Genomic DNA, 17,982 nt, shown 5'->3' with positions numbered 1-17,982 from the left:
CTAATGCGCCGCAGGCCCATCCGTAAGTGACAGATTGCTCCGCCTTTCCCAAGTCCCTCATGCGAGAGACTTGCGTATCCGGTATTAGCTACCGTTTCCGGTAGTTATCCCAGTCTTACGGGCAGGTTGCCTACGTGTTACTCACCCGTCCGCCGCTAAGTTNATCAGGAGCAAGCTCCCGATAAACTCCGCTCGACTTGCATGTATTAGGCACGCCGCCAGCGTTCGTCCTGAGCCAGGATCAAACTCTCCAATAAAGATGAAAGGAATCTNGAANCCNNNGGNNTCNAGGTCTTTCATCGAAAGTGTTTGACTTGCTCATTTAGAAAAAACTGACGAGATTTAATCTCGATTTATTACTCACTCGTTGTTCAGTTTTCAAAGATCAACTTCGTTATCACCTTATCGGCGACAACTTTTATAGTATATCACCCTTTTGAGAAACTTGCAAGACTTTTTTATTCAACTATTCAATTCCAGTCTTACTCAGCCTTTCACAAATCTCAGCGGGTAAGTAATAATATACCCCAAAACGAACCTAAAAATCAACCCTAGGAAAGAACTTCCTCGATATACAGCTGTCTGTCCACAACCAAATTGACAATTCGTCCTTGAACGGAGACCATTGGGCGCGTCGGGTGATTCCGGTCAGAGAATATAATCTCCCCTTCACTCCCATCGCTTAAACGTACCCGCGTCCCGTTATGGAATTGGGTCACCTTATCCATGAAGGTTTGCACAACGCCAGGATCCAGCTTGCCAAATGCCTCAGACCGGATTTCCTCCAGCACTAAATAAGGAGATTTCGCTTTACGGTATCGGCGGTTTAACGTCATGGCATGAAAAATATCCGCCACGCTAACGATTTTCGCGTAGATATGAATTTTATCGCCGGTCAACCGGAACGGATACCCCGTACCATCCATCTTCTCATGATGTTGCAACGCCGTCAGCCGAACGCCCTCATTAATCGCAGCAGTTTTGCGCAGCTGCTGATAGCCATAGGTCGTGTGCATCCGCATTTCATCAACTTCTTCTGGAGTCAACTGCGTTGGCTTATACAGAATCATCGGATCGATTTTCGTATTACCAATATCGTGCAGCAATCCGGCAAATGCCACCTGCATCCAATCTTTCTGGGGCAACCCATGCCATTGCGCCAGCAAATAGGACGTAATCGAGCAGAGAATGGCGTTATGATACATATAATCGTATTCGTTCATATTGCGCGGGATAAACGTCAGCACATTGTAATGCTTCAACTGACGGAAGAGCGCCTCCAACTGATTACGAAGTTCATAAATCGGCAACTCTGCAGCCAACACGGATTGAAACGCGCTTTTCGTTAAATGCAACATCCGGTCGTATTCGAGGTGCAACGACGTCAATGGACTCATCGTCACTTGACTTGCGGTCCCGGCCGTCGCCTTTCCTGCTGCTCCTGTCGAAGCTAACTTGGTAGATTCATGGACCTCTGTCGCTTTACGCTCGGGAACCACAAAGTCTTCCACTTCAATCTGTTGGATCATAAAGGCGCGCAGGATGTCCAAATCCCTCGGAAGCAAAACCTTGCCCTTCTGCAACAAAAGACCACCCAATGGGCTATATACGTGATTATTCAGTTTAACTCCCGGTTTAACATCTGCGATTGAGATACTTACCATCCTTTATTCTCTCCTTAGGGTAAGACTAGGAATCCCGAGTCATTTTAAATCCCAGTATTTTCTAGGTACAAAGAACTAGTGTTCTTTAATCCTATTATAGTACTTCGGCAAAATAGCAAGCAATCTTTCTTTTTTCTAGATAAAAAGTACACCGCAATCACTTCCGTACCGTCAATCAAAAAAACGAGCCTTAGACTTGATTCTAAGGCTCGTTTACTCCTAAGGTTGGGCCGTCATTCCTAACTTTCCAGCCATGTTGTCCCGTAAACCAGGAAACTCAATTATTCTTCGTTGTGATCTTGTTCAGATTCCAAGCTTTGACCTTCAACTGCTTGGCCTTCGTCCTGGGAGGACTCAGCTTCTCCGTCTTGGTCTTCTTCCTCGCTCTTATCCGTACGGCAAACCGTCGCCACGGCATCGTCCTCACGGATATTAATCAGCTTCACGCCTTGCGTGTTCCGACCCATCGTAGAAATGCCTTCCATGCTGGTCCGAATCAGCGTACCGCTGGCGGTAATAATCATCAGATCCTCTTCATCCTTAACGACTTTGAGTCCGACGACCGTGCCGTTCTTCTCTGTGACATTAATCGTCTTAATCCCCTTACCGCCGCGGCTTTGCGTGCGATATTCGGAAACTGGGGTCCGCTTCCCGTAACCTTTGGCGGTTACGATCAGGACATCCTGCCCCGGAACCACAACATCCATGCCGATGACGGAGTCGCCTTCATCCAGCGTGATCCCTTTTACGCCGGTAGCCGCCCGCCCCATGGAGCGTACATCGCTTTCTGGGAACCGGATCGACATCCCTTGTGCCGTACCCATGATCACTTCTTCATTGCCATCGGTCAGCTTCACATCAATTAACGTATCGTCTTCGCGCAGGTTGACGGCAATCAATCCGCCTTTGCGGATATTGATATAGTCTTCGATTGGCGTCTTCTTGACGATCCCCTGCTTCGTAGCAAAGAACAAATACTTGTTATCATCAAAACGCTCAACCTCGATGACCGCATTAACCGTCTCGCCCTGTTCAATCTGAATCAGGTTAATAATTGGCGTCCCCCGAGCCGTACGTCCCAGCTCTGGGATCTCGTACGCTTTGAGGCGATACGCCTTCCCGCGATCGGTGAAGAACATCAGATAATGGTGGGAGTTCGTCACGAACAAATGCTCCACGAAATCATTATCCTTGGTGTCCATCCCGACGACGCCGCGCCCGCCGCGCTTCTGGCTGCGGTACGTTGTCACCGGCAATCGTTTGATGTAGCCGGTATGCGTAATCGTGATGACCACTTCCTCTTGAGGAATCAAATCCTCGTCGAGGATGCTTTCTTCGCCGATCGTAATTTCCGTACGGCGTTCATCCGCGTAGCGGTCACGGATTTCCTGCAGCTCATCAGCGATAATTTTCAGCACGAGCTGTTCATTGGCCAGAATTTCACGATATTCAGCGATCTTCTGGAGCAATTCGTTATATTCTTCTTCAATCTTCTCGCGCTCCAATCCGGTTAACCGGCGGAGTCTCATATCGAGAATCGCTTGGGCTTGTTCGAGGCTCAGACCAAACCGAGTCATCAAGCCTTCACGAGCTTCTTCATCCGAATTCGATCCCCGGATCAAAGCGATCACTTCATCGATGTGATCCAAGGCAATTCGCAAGCCTTCCAGGATATGTGCCCGGGCTTCGGCTTTCTTCAAATCAAATTCAGTACGCCGGCGAACCACTTCAACCTGATGCTGCAAGTAATGACTTAAGACATCTTTCAGCGTCAGAATCTTCGGTTCATTGTTTACAATCGCCAGCATATTAATGCCAAAAGTGCTTTGCAGCGCCGTATGCTTATACAGGTTATTCAGCACGACGTTCGGATTGACATCCCGCCGAAGCTCGATCACCACACGCATGCCTGTACGGTCCGACTCATCGCGCAAATCGGTAATTCCGTCAATTTTCTTCTCGCGAACCAATTCGGCGATTTTTTCGACCAGACGGGCCTTGTTGACCTGATAAGGCAGCTCTTCCACGACGATCCGCGCTTTGTTGTTATGCTCCTCAATCGTGGTCTTCGCCCGCATCGTAATGGAGCCGCGTCCTGTTGTATACGCCTGACGGATCCCCGAGCGGCCTAAAATATAAGCAGCCGTAGGAAAATCCGGACCTTTGATATAATCCATCAATTCCAGTGAACTGATCTCCGGATTCTTAATCAACGCATGAACCCCGTCGATGACTTCCCCTAAGTTATGCGGAGGGATATTCGTTGCCATCCCAACCGCGATCCCCGATACCCCATTCACCAGCAGGTTCGGGAAGCGGGAAGGCAGCACGACCGGTTCCTGCTCCTCACCGTCGTAGTTCGGCATGAAATCGATGGTTTCTTTATTGATGTCACGCAGCATTTCCATAGCGATTTTGGATAAACGCGCTTCCGTATACCGCATCGCTGCAGCCATATCCCCGTCGACCGAACCAAAGTTACCATGGCCTTCGACAAGCATATATCTCATCGAGAAATCCTGCGCCATCCGTACCATCGTCTCGTAAACGGCGGAATCACCGTGAGGATGATATTTACCGATGACTTCACCGACGATTCTCGCTGACTTCTTAAATGGTTTGTCCGGATGCATTCCTAAATCCGACATCGCATAGAGAATGCGACGATGCACCGGCTTCAAACCATCCCGCACATCCGGCAACGCACGGCTGACAATAATGCTCATGGCATAGTCCATAAAAGACTCGCGCATTTCCACATTAATGTCCCGATCTATGATTTGAGAGAATTTTTCTTCCGCCATGCTGGACCTCCTTCATAATCTATCCACGTGCCTTCGTATGGGAAAAAGCCCGAAAAACCGCCACTTTCATTATATTACTTTCACAATTCAAGCTCAATTAAACGTGACCGGCCTTGAAACACGATCCATATAGACAGCAAAAAATTAGGGATGTGTCCACTCCCATCGAATCGAACGTTCATACACTACGGATATAGGCATTTTCTTTGAATCGCTGAAAAAGCTAATAAAATCCCCATATCTTATAATTATACCATTGTTTTTCTCTTCTGTCCTATGTTTTTCGCATAACGCGCAGATGACAACGGGCCGTCTTTCCGGTCCGAAAGAAAGGAAGGATAAACGTTTTGACGATCCAACGTATTGCAAGCAAGTGGGAGAAAACGAGAGTGATCTACCAGAAGGAATCTCTTCGTCCCTACATTCCGGATACGCGAAAATATTCCTATGAGCATCTTCAGGATATGCTGGAGGAATACGGCTATGTCTTCGTCAAACCGGATCACGGCACCTATGGCATTGGCGTGATGAGCATTGAGAAATGGACGGATGACCTGAGCTCAGGCAGCCCGCTTCAGTATAAGCTTAGATACGGAATTGAATACGAGCTCTACCCCACGATCGAGGAGCTTCATGACGCGCTTGTCGCCAAGATGGGATCTAAACCTTACCTGATCCAAAAAGGCATCCGCCTCCTCACCTACCGCCGCCGCAGGTTCGATATCCGTGCGCTCGTCCAGCAGACCCCCCGGAAGACCTGGGAAACCACCGGATTTATCGGGAGGATTGCCGCCCAGCAGAAGGTCATCACCAATTATCACGGCGGCGGCAGCGTAATGCTGATTGAGGATCTGCTCAGCCCCTATATGACCCCTAAAGAATTTGCCGAAAAATACAAGGAAATGAAGTCCATTGGCGTTCAGGCCGCCATCCAACTTGCTCGGAAGTTTCCGCAGCTCAAGGAAATCGGATTGGACATCGCTATCGACGAAGATCATCGGATCTGGATCTTGGAAATCAATACAAAGCCCGCTCTCTTCCCCTTCAAAATGCTCCATCCGAAAGAGGTCTATCAAAAGATCCGGCGTTACGCCACCGCTTACGGCCGACTGAAAGCGAAATCCGCCAAAGCAAAATAGAAAAAAGGCTGTTCCCATTCTTCCGGATGTAAGTCCGGAGAGTATAGAACAGCCTTTTCTATTGGCTCCCGCTATCCCTTAGATATCGAGATTCTTAACGTATTTCGCATGCTCGTGAATGAATTCGCGCCGTGGTTCGACGTTATCCCCCATCAGTGTATCAAAGATCGCATCCGCCTGTATGGCGTCAGAGATCGAGACTTGCTGCATTACACGGCTCTCCGGATCCATTGTGGTCTCCCAGAGCTGTTCCGCATTCATCTCGCCTAGACCTTTGTACCGCTGCACATTCACTTTCGCGCCCTCACCAAATTCAGCGATGATTTGATCGCGTTCTTTCTCAGAGTTCGCGTAACGAACCACCTTGTTGCGTTCGATCTTAAAGAGCGGCGGCTGCGCGATGTAAACATACCCTGCCTCAATGATTTTACGCATGTAGCGGAAGAAGAACGTTAAGAGCAATGTACGAATATGCGCCCCGTCGACGTCAGCATCCGTCATGATGATAATCTTATGGTACCGTGCCTTCGAGATATCAAAATCTTCACCAATCCCGGTGCCAAGTGCCGTGATGATCGCCCGAATCTCCGCATTCCCGAGGATGCGGTCAAGCCGTGCTTTCTCGACGTTCAAGATCTTACCGCGCAGCGGCAAGATCGCCTGGAAGTGACGATCCCGTCCTTGCTTCGCCGATCCGCCCGCCGAGTCACCTTCGACGATATACAGTTCGCTGATCGAGGCATCCTTCGAAGAGCAGTCTGCCAGCTTGCCCGGCAGGGCGCTGACTTCCAGTGCACTCTTACGCCGCGTCAGTTCGCGAGCCTTCCGGGCAGCTTCCCGCGCCCGCGAAGCTTGAAGCGATTTCTCCAAAATGCGCCGGGACACGGACGGATTCTCATCCATGAACTCCTGCAGCTTCTCGGCAAAGAGCGATTCCACGATCCCGCGGACTTCACTGTTGCCCAGCTTGGTTTTCGTTTGCCCCTCAAACTGAGGCTCTGGAATTTTGACGGAAATGATCGCTGTTAACCCTTCGCGCACATCATCCCCGGTCAAGTTGGAATCGTTCTCCTTAATCATGCCCGACTTGCGTGCATAATCGTTAATGAGCCGGGTCAGGGCACTCTTGAAGCCGGACTCATGCGTCCCGCCCTCGTGAGTATGAATGTTGTTGGCGAAAGAAAAAATATTCTCCGTATAGCCATCGTTATATTGCAGTGAGATTTCCACCTGGATCATATCCCGCTGACCTTCAACGTAAATTGGATCCTCATGGAGCACTTCACGGTTCTGATTCAGGAAGCGGACATACTCCATAATGCCGCCTTCGTAGTGGAACGACTCGCTCTGACCTGTCCGTTCGTCCGTCAGCGAGATGTTGATCCCTTTGTTCAGGAAAGCGAGTTCGCGAATCCGCGTCAGCAACGTATTATAATCAAAGACCGTCGTCTCTGTAAAAATTTCAGGGTCCGGGTAAAACGTCGTTTTCGTTCCCGTTTCCGTCGTGTCGCCGATTACCCGTACGTCGTATTGAGGTGTGCCGCGGTGGTATTCCTGCTGATAGATATGACCGTCGCGCTTAACTTCAACGATCACCTTCGTCGACAGGGCATTTACGACGGAGACACCTACACCGTGCAAGCCCCCGGATACTTTATACCCGCCGCCGCCGAATTTCCCCCCGGCATGAAGCACAGTCATGACGACTTCCAGCGTCGACTTCTGCAGCTTTTCATTCATCCCAACCGGAATCCCCCGGCCGTTATCCTCAACCGTTACGCTGTTATCAGGATGCACCGTAACACTAATTTTGTTCGCATAGCCGGCCAGCGCTTCGTCGATACTATTGTCTACGACTTCCCATACCAGGTGATGCAGGCCGCGTACGCTAGTAGACCCGATGTACATCCCCGGACGTTTGCGCACCGCTTCTAAGCCTTCAAGCACCTGAATATTACTCTCGTCATATGTTTGTTCGTTCATTGACAATGCCTTCACCTACTTCTTTAGAATCAAATTCAAGGCTAAACCGCCAAAATCACGTTCGCTTTCTTCTTCAGCGTAGCGGAGGAGATCGGCGAGTAATAGATCTCGTTTTGGGTCACGACAATAGACTTCGGTTCCTCCTCACCGATGCGCACCACGTTCTTCGTCTCCAACGCATGGCTTAGGAATTGCTTGGATATTTTGGAAGACTTCTCGATCGTGATATCGAAAATTGCAATCAATTCCGAAGAGAGGATCACCTTTTCTCCGCCCAAATGTATATACATCCGTTTCCCTCCGTCCTTAACCTTGGACTTGTCCTTCCTGAACATGAAAAATGCTGGCGTCCTGTAACCGGCTTGCATTGATGCTCTCGATCCCTGTAGCCGTGATGAACGTCTGCACTTTACTCTGAAACGTTTCGATCAATTGGGTTTGGCGGTACGGATCCAGCTCCGACAACACATCATCCAGCAAGAGAATCGGGTATTCGCCGATTTCCTCATGAATGAGTTCAATTTCCGCCAGTTTCAACGATAATGCCGTCGTCCGCTGCTGGCCCTGGGACCCATACACTTGTGCTTCATTGCCGTTGATAATAAACGACAGATCGTCGCGATGCGGTCCACACAGCGTCATCCCGCGGCGAATCTCCTGATCCTTCATTTGTGATAACTTTATCATAAATTGCTGCAATAGGACAGCTTCATCTTCTTCTTCGGCTGTGCCAAAAGAGGGGAGATACGCCAATTTCAAGGTTTCACCGCCTCCGGTAATTCCCTCGTGAATCTGTTCCGCCCACTTTTGCAGTTTACTTATAAATTGTTTCCTTTTTTTGATAATTTTAACACCATGTTGGACCAGCTGTTCGTTCCAAATCTCCAACATCGTCGTGATTTCGGGACCAGCGCCCCAAGCCTGTTTGAGCAAGTTGTTGCGCTGGATCAGCACCTTCTGATATTGCTGCAAATGATATAAGTAACTCGGCTGTACCTGCCCGATCTCCATGTCAAGAAACCGGCGCCGTACCCCGGGAGTTCCCTTGACGATTTCCAAATCCTCCGGAGCAAACATCACCACATTCATTGCCCCGATAAAATCACTCAGCTTTCTCTGTTCCAGGCCATTGAGCTTCGCCTTCTTGCCTTGTGGAGATAGTCGAAGCTCGAGTTGGACTGGGCCGTACTTCTTCTCCACCTCCGCGGACACCAGCGCATGGTCGCTGCCGAACGCGATCAGCTCCTTGTCTTTGCCGGTCCGGTGCGACTTCGTCAGCGCAAGGACGAATAACGCCTCAAGCAGGTTCGTTTTCCCTTGGGCATTCCGCCCAATGATCAGGTTCACGGCGCCGAAGGCGTCCAGCGTAAGGGTACCGTAATTCCGGTAGTTTTGCAGCGATAAACGATTTACAAACACGTTCTAAGCCCCCTCATTCTCCGCCAGTCCTCGGCCACAGGGCCACAGGCAGGCCACTTCAGGGAGCTTGTTCTCCCGCCACCTGAAAAGAGCCGCAACCTTCCACCTCAACGCTATCGCCCGGATACAGCTTCCGGCCCCGCCGCTCTTCCGGTTCGCCATTCACCTTCACGGCACCTTCCTGGAGGATCGCCTTGGCCATTCCTCCGGTTGGCACGCAATCCGCCAGCTTCAGGAAAGAATCTAATTTAATATATTCGCTCGAGATGGGAATTATTTTCATGAGGAATCGGTTTCCTTTCTGTTGGTATCGCCAAAATGCTTCCGCTGGAAACATGCTATGACGCCAATGATCTTAGTTCGTTGTCCGGTATGGAAGAATCAGATATAAGCTCTGGCTGTCGTCCACCGGTTTAATGATGATCGGGCTCATCGCGCCTGTAAACCCGATGTGCAGCTGCTCGCTCTCCACGACCTTCAGAACGTCCAACATATATTTCGAGTTAAAGGAAATGCGCAGTGGATCCCCCGAAAAATGGGCTACATCCAACTGCTCCGTAACCTTACCCAACTCCGAGGAGCTAGAGGAAATTTCAATGGTTCCGTCTTCCATCGTTTGCAGGCGGACGATATTCGTTTTCTCCTCGCGAGACAGCAAATAAGCGCGGTCGATCGAATCGCTTAACTTCTTCGTATCCAAGATGAGTTCTGTTTTATACGTAGTCGGAATAATCTTGGAAGTATCCGGATAAGTTCCGTCGAGAATGCGAGTATAGAACAACACGCGATCGATTTTGAATAACACCTGGTTGTCGGCAACGACGATTTCAACGCGCGTATTTTGATCCGGGATAATTTTGCTCAGCTCATTGAGCGTTTTGCCGGCAATGACGATGTTGCTGAACCGTACGCCCTCCGCGTCATCCAGACCGGCAATGCGGCTGGCCAGGCGGTGGCGGTCCGTCGCTACGAATTTGAACTGGTTATCTGCCAGGTTCCAGAGCACTCCGGTCAAGATCGGCGAAGTTTCGTTCGTCGAAATGGAAAATACCGTTTGCCGAATCATGTTCTTCAACAAATCGCCGGGAATCGAAATGACCTGATTTTCTTCGATGCTAGGCAGTACAGGGAATTCCTCCGGATCCAGACCTACCATTTGGATATCGGTGGATCCGGAACGGATGAAGGTTTGGAATCCGTCCTGCACCTCCATTTCGATTTCGGAGGAAGGCAGCTTCTTGATGATCTCGACAAAGAACTTCGCAGGCAACACAACGCTCCCCGGACGCTCGACTTGTACGATTTGCTTCTCCTGATCCTCCGCCGGAATAAAGGCCTGAATCGAAATGTCCGTGTCGCTGGCCGTCAGAGTCATCCCTTGAAAGTTCACATCCAGCTTGATCCCGGTCAAAATCGGAATCGTGGTCCGGCTCGAAATCGCCTTGGATACGTGTTGGATCGATTCATTGAGATCATGCTTCAAAATACGGACTTTCATAAATTCAACTCCTAAAAGTGGTTATGAAGCCTAAAGCTTCTATGGGCATACTTCACATGAAACATTAAGCAAAATTTCAACACTGCCTCGAAAGGGAACCGTCATAATTTTGACCTCCGAAGCATAATTTTGAGGTATGTACGGTGTTGAGGCGGTTCATGCATCCATCCTTATGATCTTCTTCGTTGAACTGGACAAGCGCAGCGGTTGTGACTTCTGCAGTGAGCGGCTTGTCCGCTACTTATGAAGATGTTTATATCTTTATAGATTAGAAGAAGTAGTAGGGGCACTGAATATGTGGATAACAATTGAAAAAATATGAAATGAAGCCTATCCACATGTGCATATCATGTGCATAGGCTTATCCCTTATTCAGGTAGCACTTTTTATTTTTTCGGTTATGTTGTTGATGATTTTATAGAGCTCCTGATCGGTTTTGAGCTGCTGGGTGATTTTCTCATGCGCATGGATGACGGTGGTATGGTCTCTTCCGCCAAAAGCATCGCCGATCTTCGGCAGCGAGAAATCGGTGAGCTCCCGGGCCAAATACATGGCGATTTGCCGCGGAAACGCGATCGCTTTGGTTCTTTTGCGCGCCTTGAAGTCGTCCAGCTTCAAATTGTAATACTCGCCAACCTTCTGTTGAATGTCCTGGATCGTGATCATCTTCGGACGACTGGATGGGATAATGTCCTTGAGCGCTTCAGCGGCCAAATGAGTCGTAATGTCCTGATTGATCAAGGAAGAGTAGGCGACGACACGGATGAGTGCTCCTTCCAGCTCGCGGATGTTCGTATCGATCTGATTGGCGATGTACATCATCGCTTCGTTAGGGATATCGAGGTTCTCCGCTTTAGCTTTCTTCCGCAAAATAGCGATCCGAGTCTCTAGATCCGGCGGCTGTATATCGGTGATCAGTCCCCATTCAAATCGGGAGCGAAGCCGTTCTTCCAGCGTCGGAATTTCCTTCGGCGGACGGTCACTGGAAATAATGATTTGCTTGCGTTCTTCATGCAACGCATTAAATGTATGGAAGAACTCTTCCTGAGTTGATTCCTTGCCGGCCAGAAACTGAATGTCGTCGATCAGCAAAATATCAATATTGCGGTATTTGTTACGGAAGCTTTCCGCGCGGTTATCCCGGATGGAGTTGATGAATTCATTCGTGAATTTCTCGGAGGAAATGTACACGACTTTACTGCTGGGGCTGTGCTCCAAAATGTAATGGCCGATCGCATGCATCAGATGCGTCTTGCCAAGTCCCACACCGCCGTAGAGGAACAGCGGATTGTACGCCCGCGCCGGTGCCTCGGCGACCGCCAACGAAGCGGCATGAGCAAACCGGTTGCCGGAGCCAATAACGAAGGTGTCAAACGTATACTTCGGATTAAGCATATGGGAAACGCTTTCCTCGCTTGGGACGGGAGCGGGGGGTTCCTTATAAACCTGAGCTTGCTCGGGGGGAGCCGACTCTTCGATCACGAATGAGACGTCCACCTGCTTGCCGATCACCTCAAACACCGTCGTTGCCACCAGCTTGGTGTAGCGGCTCTCGAGCCATTCCACAGCGAACGTGGTCGGAGCGGAGATCACAATCGACTGATCGGTTAAGGAGACGACCTTCGTCGCCTTAAACCAGGTGTCAAAGCTCGGTTTGCTTAATTTCGTATTAATAATAGATAAAATATGTTGCCATATTTCCGAAGTATGGCTGTCCACAGACTGTCACTCCTTTTAAATCTTCCAATTGTGGCTTAAGCCATGCAGAAAGAAGTCGAAAAAACATAAATAAAGGGGAATTTTATCCCCAATGTTCAGTAAAGTATAATCATTATAAAATAATTTATTTTCGAATTGTTCACAATGTTATCCACAACCTGTTAATAATTCAGCGGATAAACAGAGATATTCACAACGAAAACAATATAATCATAGCAAAAGAAGGCTTGTTTTTCAATGAGATCTCGGCTTTTATCCACAAATTCAATAACTTGTGCATAATTCTCATTCACACCACTACATATTGTTTATAATTTGTTTAAAATTCGACAGGCAGCTGCAAAATCTCAAAAAAAATATTCACAGCTTATTCGGATCTCTCCTCAATCTTCGAGTTTCGGCTGTGAATAATTCAACCATCGAGGATAGAGAGCAAGTTCTGGCTATTATATAGAAAATAAAAATCCGACCGCCCAAAGGGACGATCGGATTCGTTTTTGTATGGATGTCAGAGCGTCTTTACTGCTCAGATTGTTGTTGCTGTTGCTGCTGGAACTTGGCAATCGCCTCGTATTCTTCCTCCAGCTTCCGCGAGATGCGGATGTAGATGGGCAGCAGCTGCTTATAAATCGCCGCATGCTCCGGGTTTGGCGAATGCTCATGGGTGCCGCCAACCATATCTTTGACGACTTCAAAGGAGTCAATCTCGCCTAAAGCATACAGACCGAGTACTACAGCCCCTAAGCAGGAGCTTTCAAAGCTCTCCGGAATGACGACCTGCTGGTCGAAAATATCAGCCATCATTTGCCGCCATAATGGGGAGCGGGCGAAGCCGCCTGTGGCTTGAATTTTCTGAGGACGACCGATTTGTTCCTCCATCGCCAGGAGCACGGTGTAGAGGTTGTAAATGACACCCTCCAGCACGGCGCGGATCATATGCTCCTTCTGATGATGCAGCGTCAGCCCGAAGAAGGAGCCGCGGGCATGAGGGTTCCAGAGCGGCGCCCGTTCGCCGGCCAGGTAAGGGTGGAAGAGCAGGCCGTCTGAACCCGGAGCGACGCGTTCACCGATTTTGGTCAGCACGTCGTACGGGCTGATCCCAAGCCGTTTCGCCGTTTCAACCTCAGAAGCGGCGAATTCGTCCCGCACCCAGCGGAAGATGACGCCGCCGTTGTTGACCGGACCCCCGATCACCCAATGCTGATCCGTCAGCGCGTAGCAGAAGATTCGGCCTTTGGGATCGGTTCTCGGCCGGTCGACCACGGTGCGAATTGCCCCGCTGGTGCCGATTGTGACGGCGACAACGCCGGGGTCGATGCCATCGACCCCGAGATTGGACAGGACGCCGTCACTGGCGCCGATGACGAAGCGAGTGGAGGGAGCGAGTCCCATGGCATTGGCGTAGTCAGGCGCCAGGCCTTGCAGGACGTGTGTCGTCGGCACGAGCTTGGACAGATGCTCCGGCGTAATCCCGGCCACCTGCAGCGCTTCTTCGTCCCAATCTAAGCGTTCGAGGTTCAATAATCCAGTGGCCGATGCAATGGAATAATCGACGACGTACTCCCCAAACAACTTAAGGAAAACATATTCCTTAATCGATACGAATTTGCGAGCCTTTGCAAAAATGTCAGCCTTCTCATGGCGCAGCCAAAGCAGCTTGGTGAGCGGAGACATCGGATGAACTGGCGTGCCGGTGCGCAAATATATCTCGTGTCCGCCCAGCTCATTCTTCAGCTTCTCCGACCAATCCGCACTGCGATTGTCCGCCCAGGTGAGACAGCGCATCAGCGGTTTGCCCTCACTATCCAGCGGGATGACGCTGTGCATCGCCGAGCTGAAGGAAACGAATCCGATTTGATCCGGAGCGATGCCGCCGGCTTTCATGACCTTGCCTACTGCGGCGATCACGGCCGCAAAAATCTCTTCCGGATCCTGCTCCGCCACGGCGGCGGAAGGGGTATACAGCGGATACTCCTCATTGGCCGTAGTGATCACTTGGCCGCTGCGTTCGTATAATACCGCCTTCGTGCTGGTCGTGCCGATATCGAGGCCGATCATATGTGTAACGGTACCCATAACCTACCTTCTCTCTATTTCAAATTTTCGTATTTCCATTGTAATGAGGTTTACCTTAGAAAATAAAGCTCAACACGAGGATTAGCAACAATCCTGCAACGGACAGGAGCGTTTCCATGACGGTCCAGGATTTGAGAGTTTGCGGTACCGACATATTAAAGAACTCCTTCACCATCCAGAAGCCGGCATCATTCACGTGGGAGAGTACGATCGACCCTGCACCGGTTGCAAGTACGGCCAACTCAACGTTCGCCCCGGGGGTCATCGCCAGCACAGGCGCGACAATGCCCGCTGCTGTTGTCATGGCGACTGTGGCCGAACCAGTAGCTACCCGGATCAAAGCCGCCACGAACCAAGAGAAGAGAATCAGATTCACGTGTGCACCGGTGGCAATTTCCGCGATGGCTTCGCCTACGCCGCTATTAATCAGTACCTGCTTAAATGCACCGCCGGCACCGATAATCAATACGATCCCGGCGATTGGCGCCAGACATTCGCTTGTGAATTTGGAGAGATCCTGTTTGCTGAATCCGCGGCTGTAGCCGAGGGAGAAGAAGGAGAATACGACCGCGATCAGCAGCGCCATGATCTCGTGTCCGATAAATTCACAGAACAGCGTGATCGGATGCGTAGCTTCCGGATCGAGGATATCAGCAATCGAGCCAATTAACATAAGAATGACCGGCAGCAAAATGGTAAACAGCGTAATCCCAAATCCCGGCAGCTTGCGATCCCCTTTGACAGCGAATTGCTCCGCCAACTCGGCCGGAGGTTCCAGCACTATCCGTTTACCGATATATTTACCGAACAGAGGACCGGATACGATTGCTACCGGCAGACCGATTAGAATTGAATACAACAGCGTTTTGCCGAGATTTGCGCCATAAGCATCAATGGCGATCATCGGCGCAGGGTGCGGCGGAACGAGTCCGTGTACAGTGGACAGTCCCGCTAAGATCGGGATACCGATTTGAAGCAGGGACATTTTTGTTTTCTTTGCGACGGTAAATACAATTGGAATCAGCAGAATAACACCAACCTCAAAAAATACCGGGATGCCAACGATAAAACCAACGAGCATCATCGCCCAGTGCACCCGTTTCTCGCCAAATCGGTCAACCAGTGTGGTGGCAATGCGTTCTGCGCCGCCGGATTCGGCCATCATTTTTCCCAGCATCGTACCGAGACCAATGACGATGGCGATCGTGCCGAGCGTTCCACCGAGACCACTTGTGATGGAGCTGACCACGTCCAGCGGCTTCATCCCCGCCAGAAGCCCAAGCAGCAGGGCGGAGATCAGCAGCGTCACGAAGGGATTCCATTTATATTTGGAGATTAACACGATCAAAAAAACGATGGTGAGCAGTGTCCAAAATAAGAGCGTAGCGTTATGGTTCATACCAAACAGGGTGTCCAAAGGAATTCCTCCTCTTTTGGTCATCTTGATGTATTTAGTTCAGCGCTTTCATAAATGATCGTGCTGGAAATGCTCTTAGTATGATCAAAACCAGCGAAATTTGATTATTGTATACTTGTCGACAACAAAGCCGGTTCAAAGGGCCAATAGGCCGCTTCGGTTAGCTATTGAGGAAGGCTCGTATGCAGCGTGCGGTGAGAGTCGGCGAAATACTCTTCCACGTTCCGCGCGATAATCCCGGGGTCACGGGATTCCAATCCCTGCAGCAGCTTGCGATGTTTGCCGATCACATAGTTAATTTTGTCATCGTCTTGTGACAACACCTCACGCGTTGTAATCAGCATCACCGTCATGACAATGTGGCGGATGCTGGTCCATAGATGCATGATACGCGTATGGTTAGCGCCAGCGATAATCGTTTCGTGAAAGCAGAGATCCTGGTAAGCAAATTCCGCGATATCCCGGTGTTTGCCGGCAAGCTCCATTTTGTCGATGATTTGCGCGAGCGGGGCGAGCAGCGCTTCCGGATTCTCGGCCACCTGTTTCGAGGCGAAGCTTTCGATCAGATAACGAACATCGTATAATTCGTCGACGTCTTTCAGGCTGAGGCCGTTTACCACCACCCCCATGCGCTGAAGGTTGATCAGCCCTTCATTAGAGAGCGTTTTCAGTGCTTCGCGAACCGGGGAACGGCTCGTGCCGAAATCCGCGGCGATGCGGTTCTCGGACAGAACGGTGCCCGGTTTGATCGTACCGCTAATGATCTGCAGGCGAAGCTCCGCGGCGATTGACTCACCCAGCGAGCTGCCTTTTAACCAAGAAGAAGGGTATTGCATGCGATATTTCTCCTATCTAAGGGATATGATCCCGCATAATGATCGTGAAGTTTTAAATACTTCGATCATAGCATGAAAATCGTAAAGATGGGGGAAACTCGCGCTAGGTTTCAGCAATTTTTCAGCAGTTATTTCGCAGATTCGACCGCGTGTCCGCCAAATTCGTTGCGCAGCGCTGCAACAACCTTGCCGTGGAAAGTGTCCTCCTGGAGTGAACGATAACGCATAAATAGGGACATGGCGATCACCGGCGCATTCGCTTGCAAATCCAGCGCGGTTTCCACTGTCCATTTGCCTTCACCGGAGGAGTGCATCACACCGCGAATGCCTTCCAGTTTCGGATCCTTGGCAAAAGCACTCTGCGTCAGTTCCATCAACCAACTACGGATCACCGAACCGTTCGACCATACGCGGGCAACTTGCTCGAAATCGTAGTTGTACTGGCTTTTGTCCAGCAATTCGAAGCCTTCGGCGATCGCTTGCATCATGCCGTACTCGATTCCGTTATGGACCATTTTGAGGAAATGACCGCTGCCGGATGGTCCTGTATACAGATAACCTCCGGATACAGCGATGTCTTGGAAGACCGGCTCAACCAGACGGAAGGCTTCCTCCTCGCCGCCAATCATAAAGCAGCCGCCTTGGTGCGCACCTTCTACGCCGCCGGAAGTTCCAACATCCAGGAAGCGAATCCCGTGCTCCGCCAGTTGCTGAGCAAGTTCCAGCGAATTTTTATAATGTGAATTTCCTCCGTCGATGACAACGTCGCCTGCATCTAGCAATGGTGTTAATTGGTCCACAACCGATTGCAGCGGGGCACCGGCTGGTACCATCACCCAAACGACCCGCGGTGCTTCTAATGATTTTACGAGCTCCTCCAGACTGGCAGCGGGAACCGCGCCTTTCTCAGCGGCGTTTGCTACGGACTGGGAATTCATATCGTAGGCCACGACGTTATGTCCATGCTCCAGCAGGTTTAGAACGAGATGGAAGCCCATTTTTCCAAGCCCAACCATACCTAATTTCATCTATAAAACACCTCGCAATTCTCTTTTTGTATACTTGTATACAACTTACAATTTGAATATACTCCGATTCGATTCGGCTGTAAACCATAATTATGAAAGCGTTTTGGCGAATACTTGCAGGATTAAGATGAAAATACTTTTCCACATGTGAATAACTTCTATGCGAAAAAAATCTCAGTCAGGCCTGTGGAAAACTGGGCGGATTGAAGTTCAAAAACGGAAGCTGTGGATTGTGTATAACGGAAAAGGAGGAGGGAGGAAGGGGAGATAGTGTAAAATCTCTGTGGGTGTAGGAATTGGAAAAAGCGGATATAGAAAAAGAGCTTCTCCCTTGGTAAAGTGATGTTTGCGCACAACACACCAAGAAGGAGGAAGCTCCTGTGAGCCACTTTACCACAA

13 protein-coding genes and 1 rRNA gene are annotated in these 17,982 nt (G+C 50.0%); 1 reads left to right on the top strand and 13 read right to left on the bottom strand.

What is annotated here, in order from left to right; genetic code table 11:
* The 3 genes from M891_RS0120455 to gyrA all read right to left on the bottom strand — a co-directional run.
* A 16S ribosomal RNA gene (locus M891_RS0120455) occupies window positions 1–257 on the bottom strand; the annotation flags it as partial.
* 294 nt (window positions 258–551) lie between these two features.
* Entirely contained in the window at window positions 552–1,664 is a 1,113-nt protein-coding gene (locus M891_RS0120450; RefSeq protein WP_028540083.1) for an HD-GYP domain-containing protein, read from the bottom strand.
* Between the two features lie 281 nt (window positions 1,665–1,945).
* Window positions 1,946–4,468, bottom strand: a complete 2,523-nt coding sequence (gene gyrA, locus M891_RS0120445) for a DNA gyrase subunit A (RefSeq protein ID WP_028540082.1) — start codon at window positions 4,466–4,468, stop codon at window positions 1,946–1,948.
* Between the two features lie 347 nt (window positions 4,469–4,815).
* Between gyrA and M891_RS0120440 the strand changes: the two genes are divergently transcribed.
* A complete protein-coding gene (locus M891_RS0120440; protein WP_028540081.1) occupies window positions 4,816–5,607 on the top strand; it encodes a YheC/YheD family protein in 792 nt (263 codons plus the stop codon).
* 78 nt (window positions 5,608–5,685) lie between these two features.
* Here the strand turns inward: M891_RS0120440 and gyrB are convergent, their stop codons facing one another.
* The 10 genes from gyrB to gnd form a co-directional block, all read right to left on the bottom strand.
* Window positions 5,686–7,590 carry a DNA topoisomerase (ATP-hydrolyzing) subunit B gene (gene gyrB / locus M891_RS0120435; protein ID WP_036701245.1) on the bottom strand — a complete coding sequence of 635 codons (1,905 nt, stop codon included), beginning with the start codon at window positions 7,588–7,590 and terminating at the stop codon, window positions 5,686–5,688.
* Window positions 7,591–7,631: 41 nt separating this feature from the next.
* Entirely contained in the window at window positions 7,632–7,880 is a 249-nt protein-coding gene (remB, locus tag M891_RS0120430; protein ID WP_016314596.1) for an extracellular matrix regulator RemB, read from the bottom strand.
* A 16-nt stretch (window positions 7,881–7,896) separates the two neighbouring features.
* Complete coding sequence (gene recF, locus M891_RS0120425; RefSeq protein WP_016314595.1) at window positions 7,897–9,009, bottom strand: DNA replication/repair protein RecF; 1,113 nt, start codon at window positions 9,007–9,009, stop codon at window positions 7,897–7,899.
* Between the two features lie 58 nt (window positions 9,010–9,067).
* The gene (yaaA, locus tag M891_RS0120420; RefSeq protein ID WP_028540079.1) at window positions 9,068–9,292 is read right to left on the bottom strand and encodes a S4 domain-containing protein YaaA; all 225 of its coding nucleotides are present in this window, start codon (window positions 9,290–9,292) and stop codon (window positions 9,068–9,070) included.
* 72 nt (window positions 9,293–9,364) lie between these two features.
* On the bottom strand, window positions 9,365–10,507 hold the full coding sequence (gene dnaN / locus M891_RS0120415) for a DNA polymerase III subunit beta (protein WP_028540078.1): 1,143 nt from the start codon (window positions 10,505–10,507) through the stop codon (window positions 9,365–9,367).
* Between the two features lie 372 nt (window positions 10,508–10,879).
* Entirely contained in the window at window positions 10,880–12,226 is a 1,347-nt protein-coding gene (gene dnaA / locus M891_RS0120410; RefSeq protein ID WP_009223336.1) for a chromosomal replication initiator protein DnaA, read from the bottom strand.
* A 519-nt stretch (window positions 12,227–12,745) separates the two neighbouring features.
* A complete protein-coding gene (gene gntK, locus M891_RS0120405) occupies window positions 12,746–14,302 on the bottom strand; it encodes a gluconokinase (protein ID WP_028540077.1) in 1,557 nt (518 codons plus the stop codon).
* A 55-nt stretch (window positions 14,303–14,357) separates the two neighbouring features.
* Window positions 14,358–15,719 (bottom strand): GntP family permease, encoded by a 1,362-nt coding sequence (locus M891_RS0120400; protein ID WP_028540076.1) that lies wholly within the window; start codon window positions 15,717–15,719, stop codon window positions 14,358–14,360.
* A gap of 164 nt (window positions 15,720–15,883) precedes the next feature.
* Window positions 15,884–16,555: a GntR family transcriptional regulator gene (locus M891_RS0120395; RefSeq protein ID WP_028540075.1), complete on the bottom strand. Its 672-nt coding sequence runs from the start codon at window positions 16,553–16,555 to the stop codon at window positions 15,884–15,886.
* A 128-nt stretch (window positions 16,556–16,683) separates the two neighbouring features.
* Window positions 16,684–17,583: a phosphogluconate dehydrogenase (NAD(+)-dependent, decarboxylating) gene (gnd, locus tag M891_RS0120390; protein ID WP_028540074.1), complete on the bottom strand. Its 900-nt coding sequence runs from the start codon at window positions 17,581–17,583 to the stop codon at window positions 16,684–16,686.
* Window positions 17,584–17,982: the final 399 nt, after the last annotated feature.

Source organism: Paenibacillus sp. J14 (genome assembly GCF_000518465.1).
In the GTDB taxonomy this organism is placed as follows: domain Bacteria; phylum Bacillota; class Bacilli; order Paenibacillales; family Paenibacillaceae; genus Fontibacillus; species Fontibacillus barengoltzii.
Note: the sequence above shows the minus strand (reverse complement) of the source record. Positions and strands in the feature narration are given on the sequence as shown.

Excerpts from the sequence above, each read along its gene's own strand:
- M891_RS0120450 (WP_028540083.1), bottom strand. The coding sequence starts at position 1,664 with ATGGTAAGTATCTCAATCGCAGATGTTAAACCGGGAGTTAAACTGAAT.
- gyrA (WP_028540082.1), bottom strand. The coding sequence starts at position 4,468 with ATGGCGGAAGAAAAATTCTCTCAAATCATAGATCGGGACATTAATGTG.
- gyrB (WP_036701245.1), bottom strand. The coding sequence starts at position 7,590 with ATGAACGAACAAACATATGACGAGAGTAATATTCAGGTGCTTGAAGGC.
- remB (WP_016314596.1), bottom strand. The coding sequence starts at position 7,880 with ATGTATATACATTTGGGCGGAGAAAAGGTGATCCTCTCTTCGGAATTG.
- yaaA (WP_028540079.1), bottom strand. The coding sequence starts at position 9,292 with ATGAAAATAATTCCCATCTCGAGCGAATATATTAAATTAGATTCTTTC.
- dnaN (WP_028540078.1), bottom strand. The coding sequence starts at position 10,507 with ATGAAAGTCCGTATTTTGAAGCATGATCTCAATGAATCGATCCAACAC.
- gntK (WP_028540077.1), bottom strand. The coding sequence starts at position 14,302 with ATGGGTACCGTTACACATATGATCGGCCTCGATATCGGCACGACCAGC.
- M891_RS0120395 (WP_028540075.1), bottom strand. The coding sequence starts at position 16,555 with ATGCAATACCCTTCTTCTTGGTTAAAAGGCAGCTCGCTGGGTGAGTCA.
- gnd (WP_028540074.1), bottom strand. The coding sequence starts at position 17,583 with ATGAAATTAGGTATGGTTGGGCTTGGAAAAATGGGCTTCCATCTCGTT.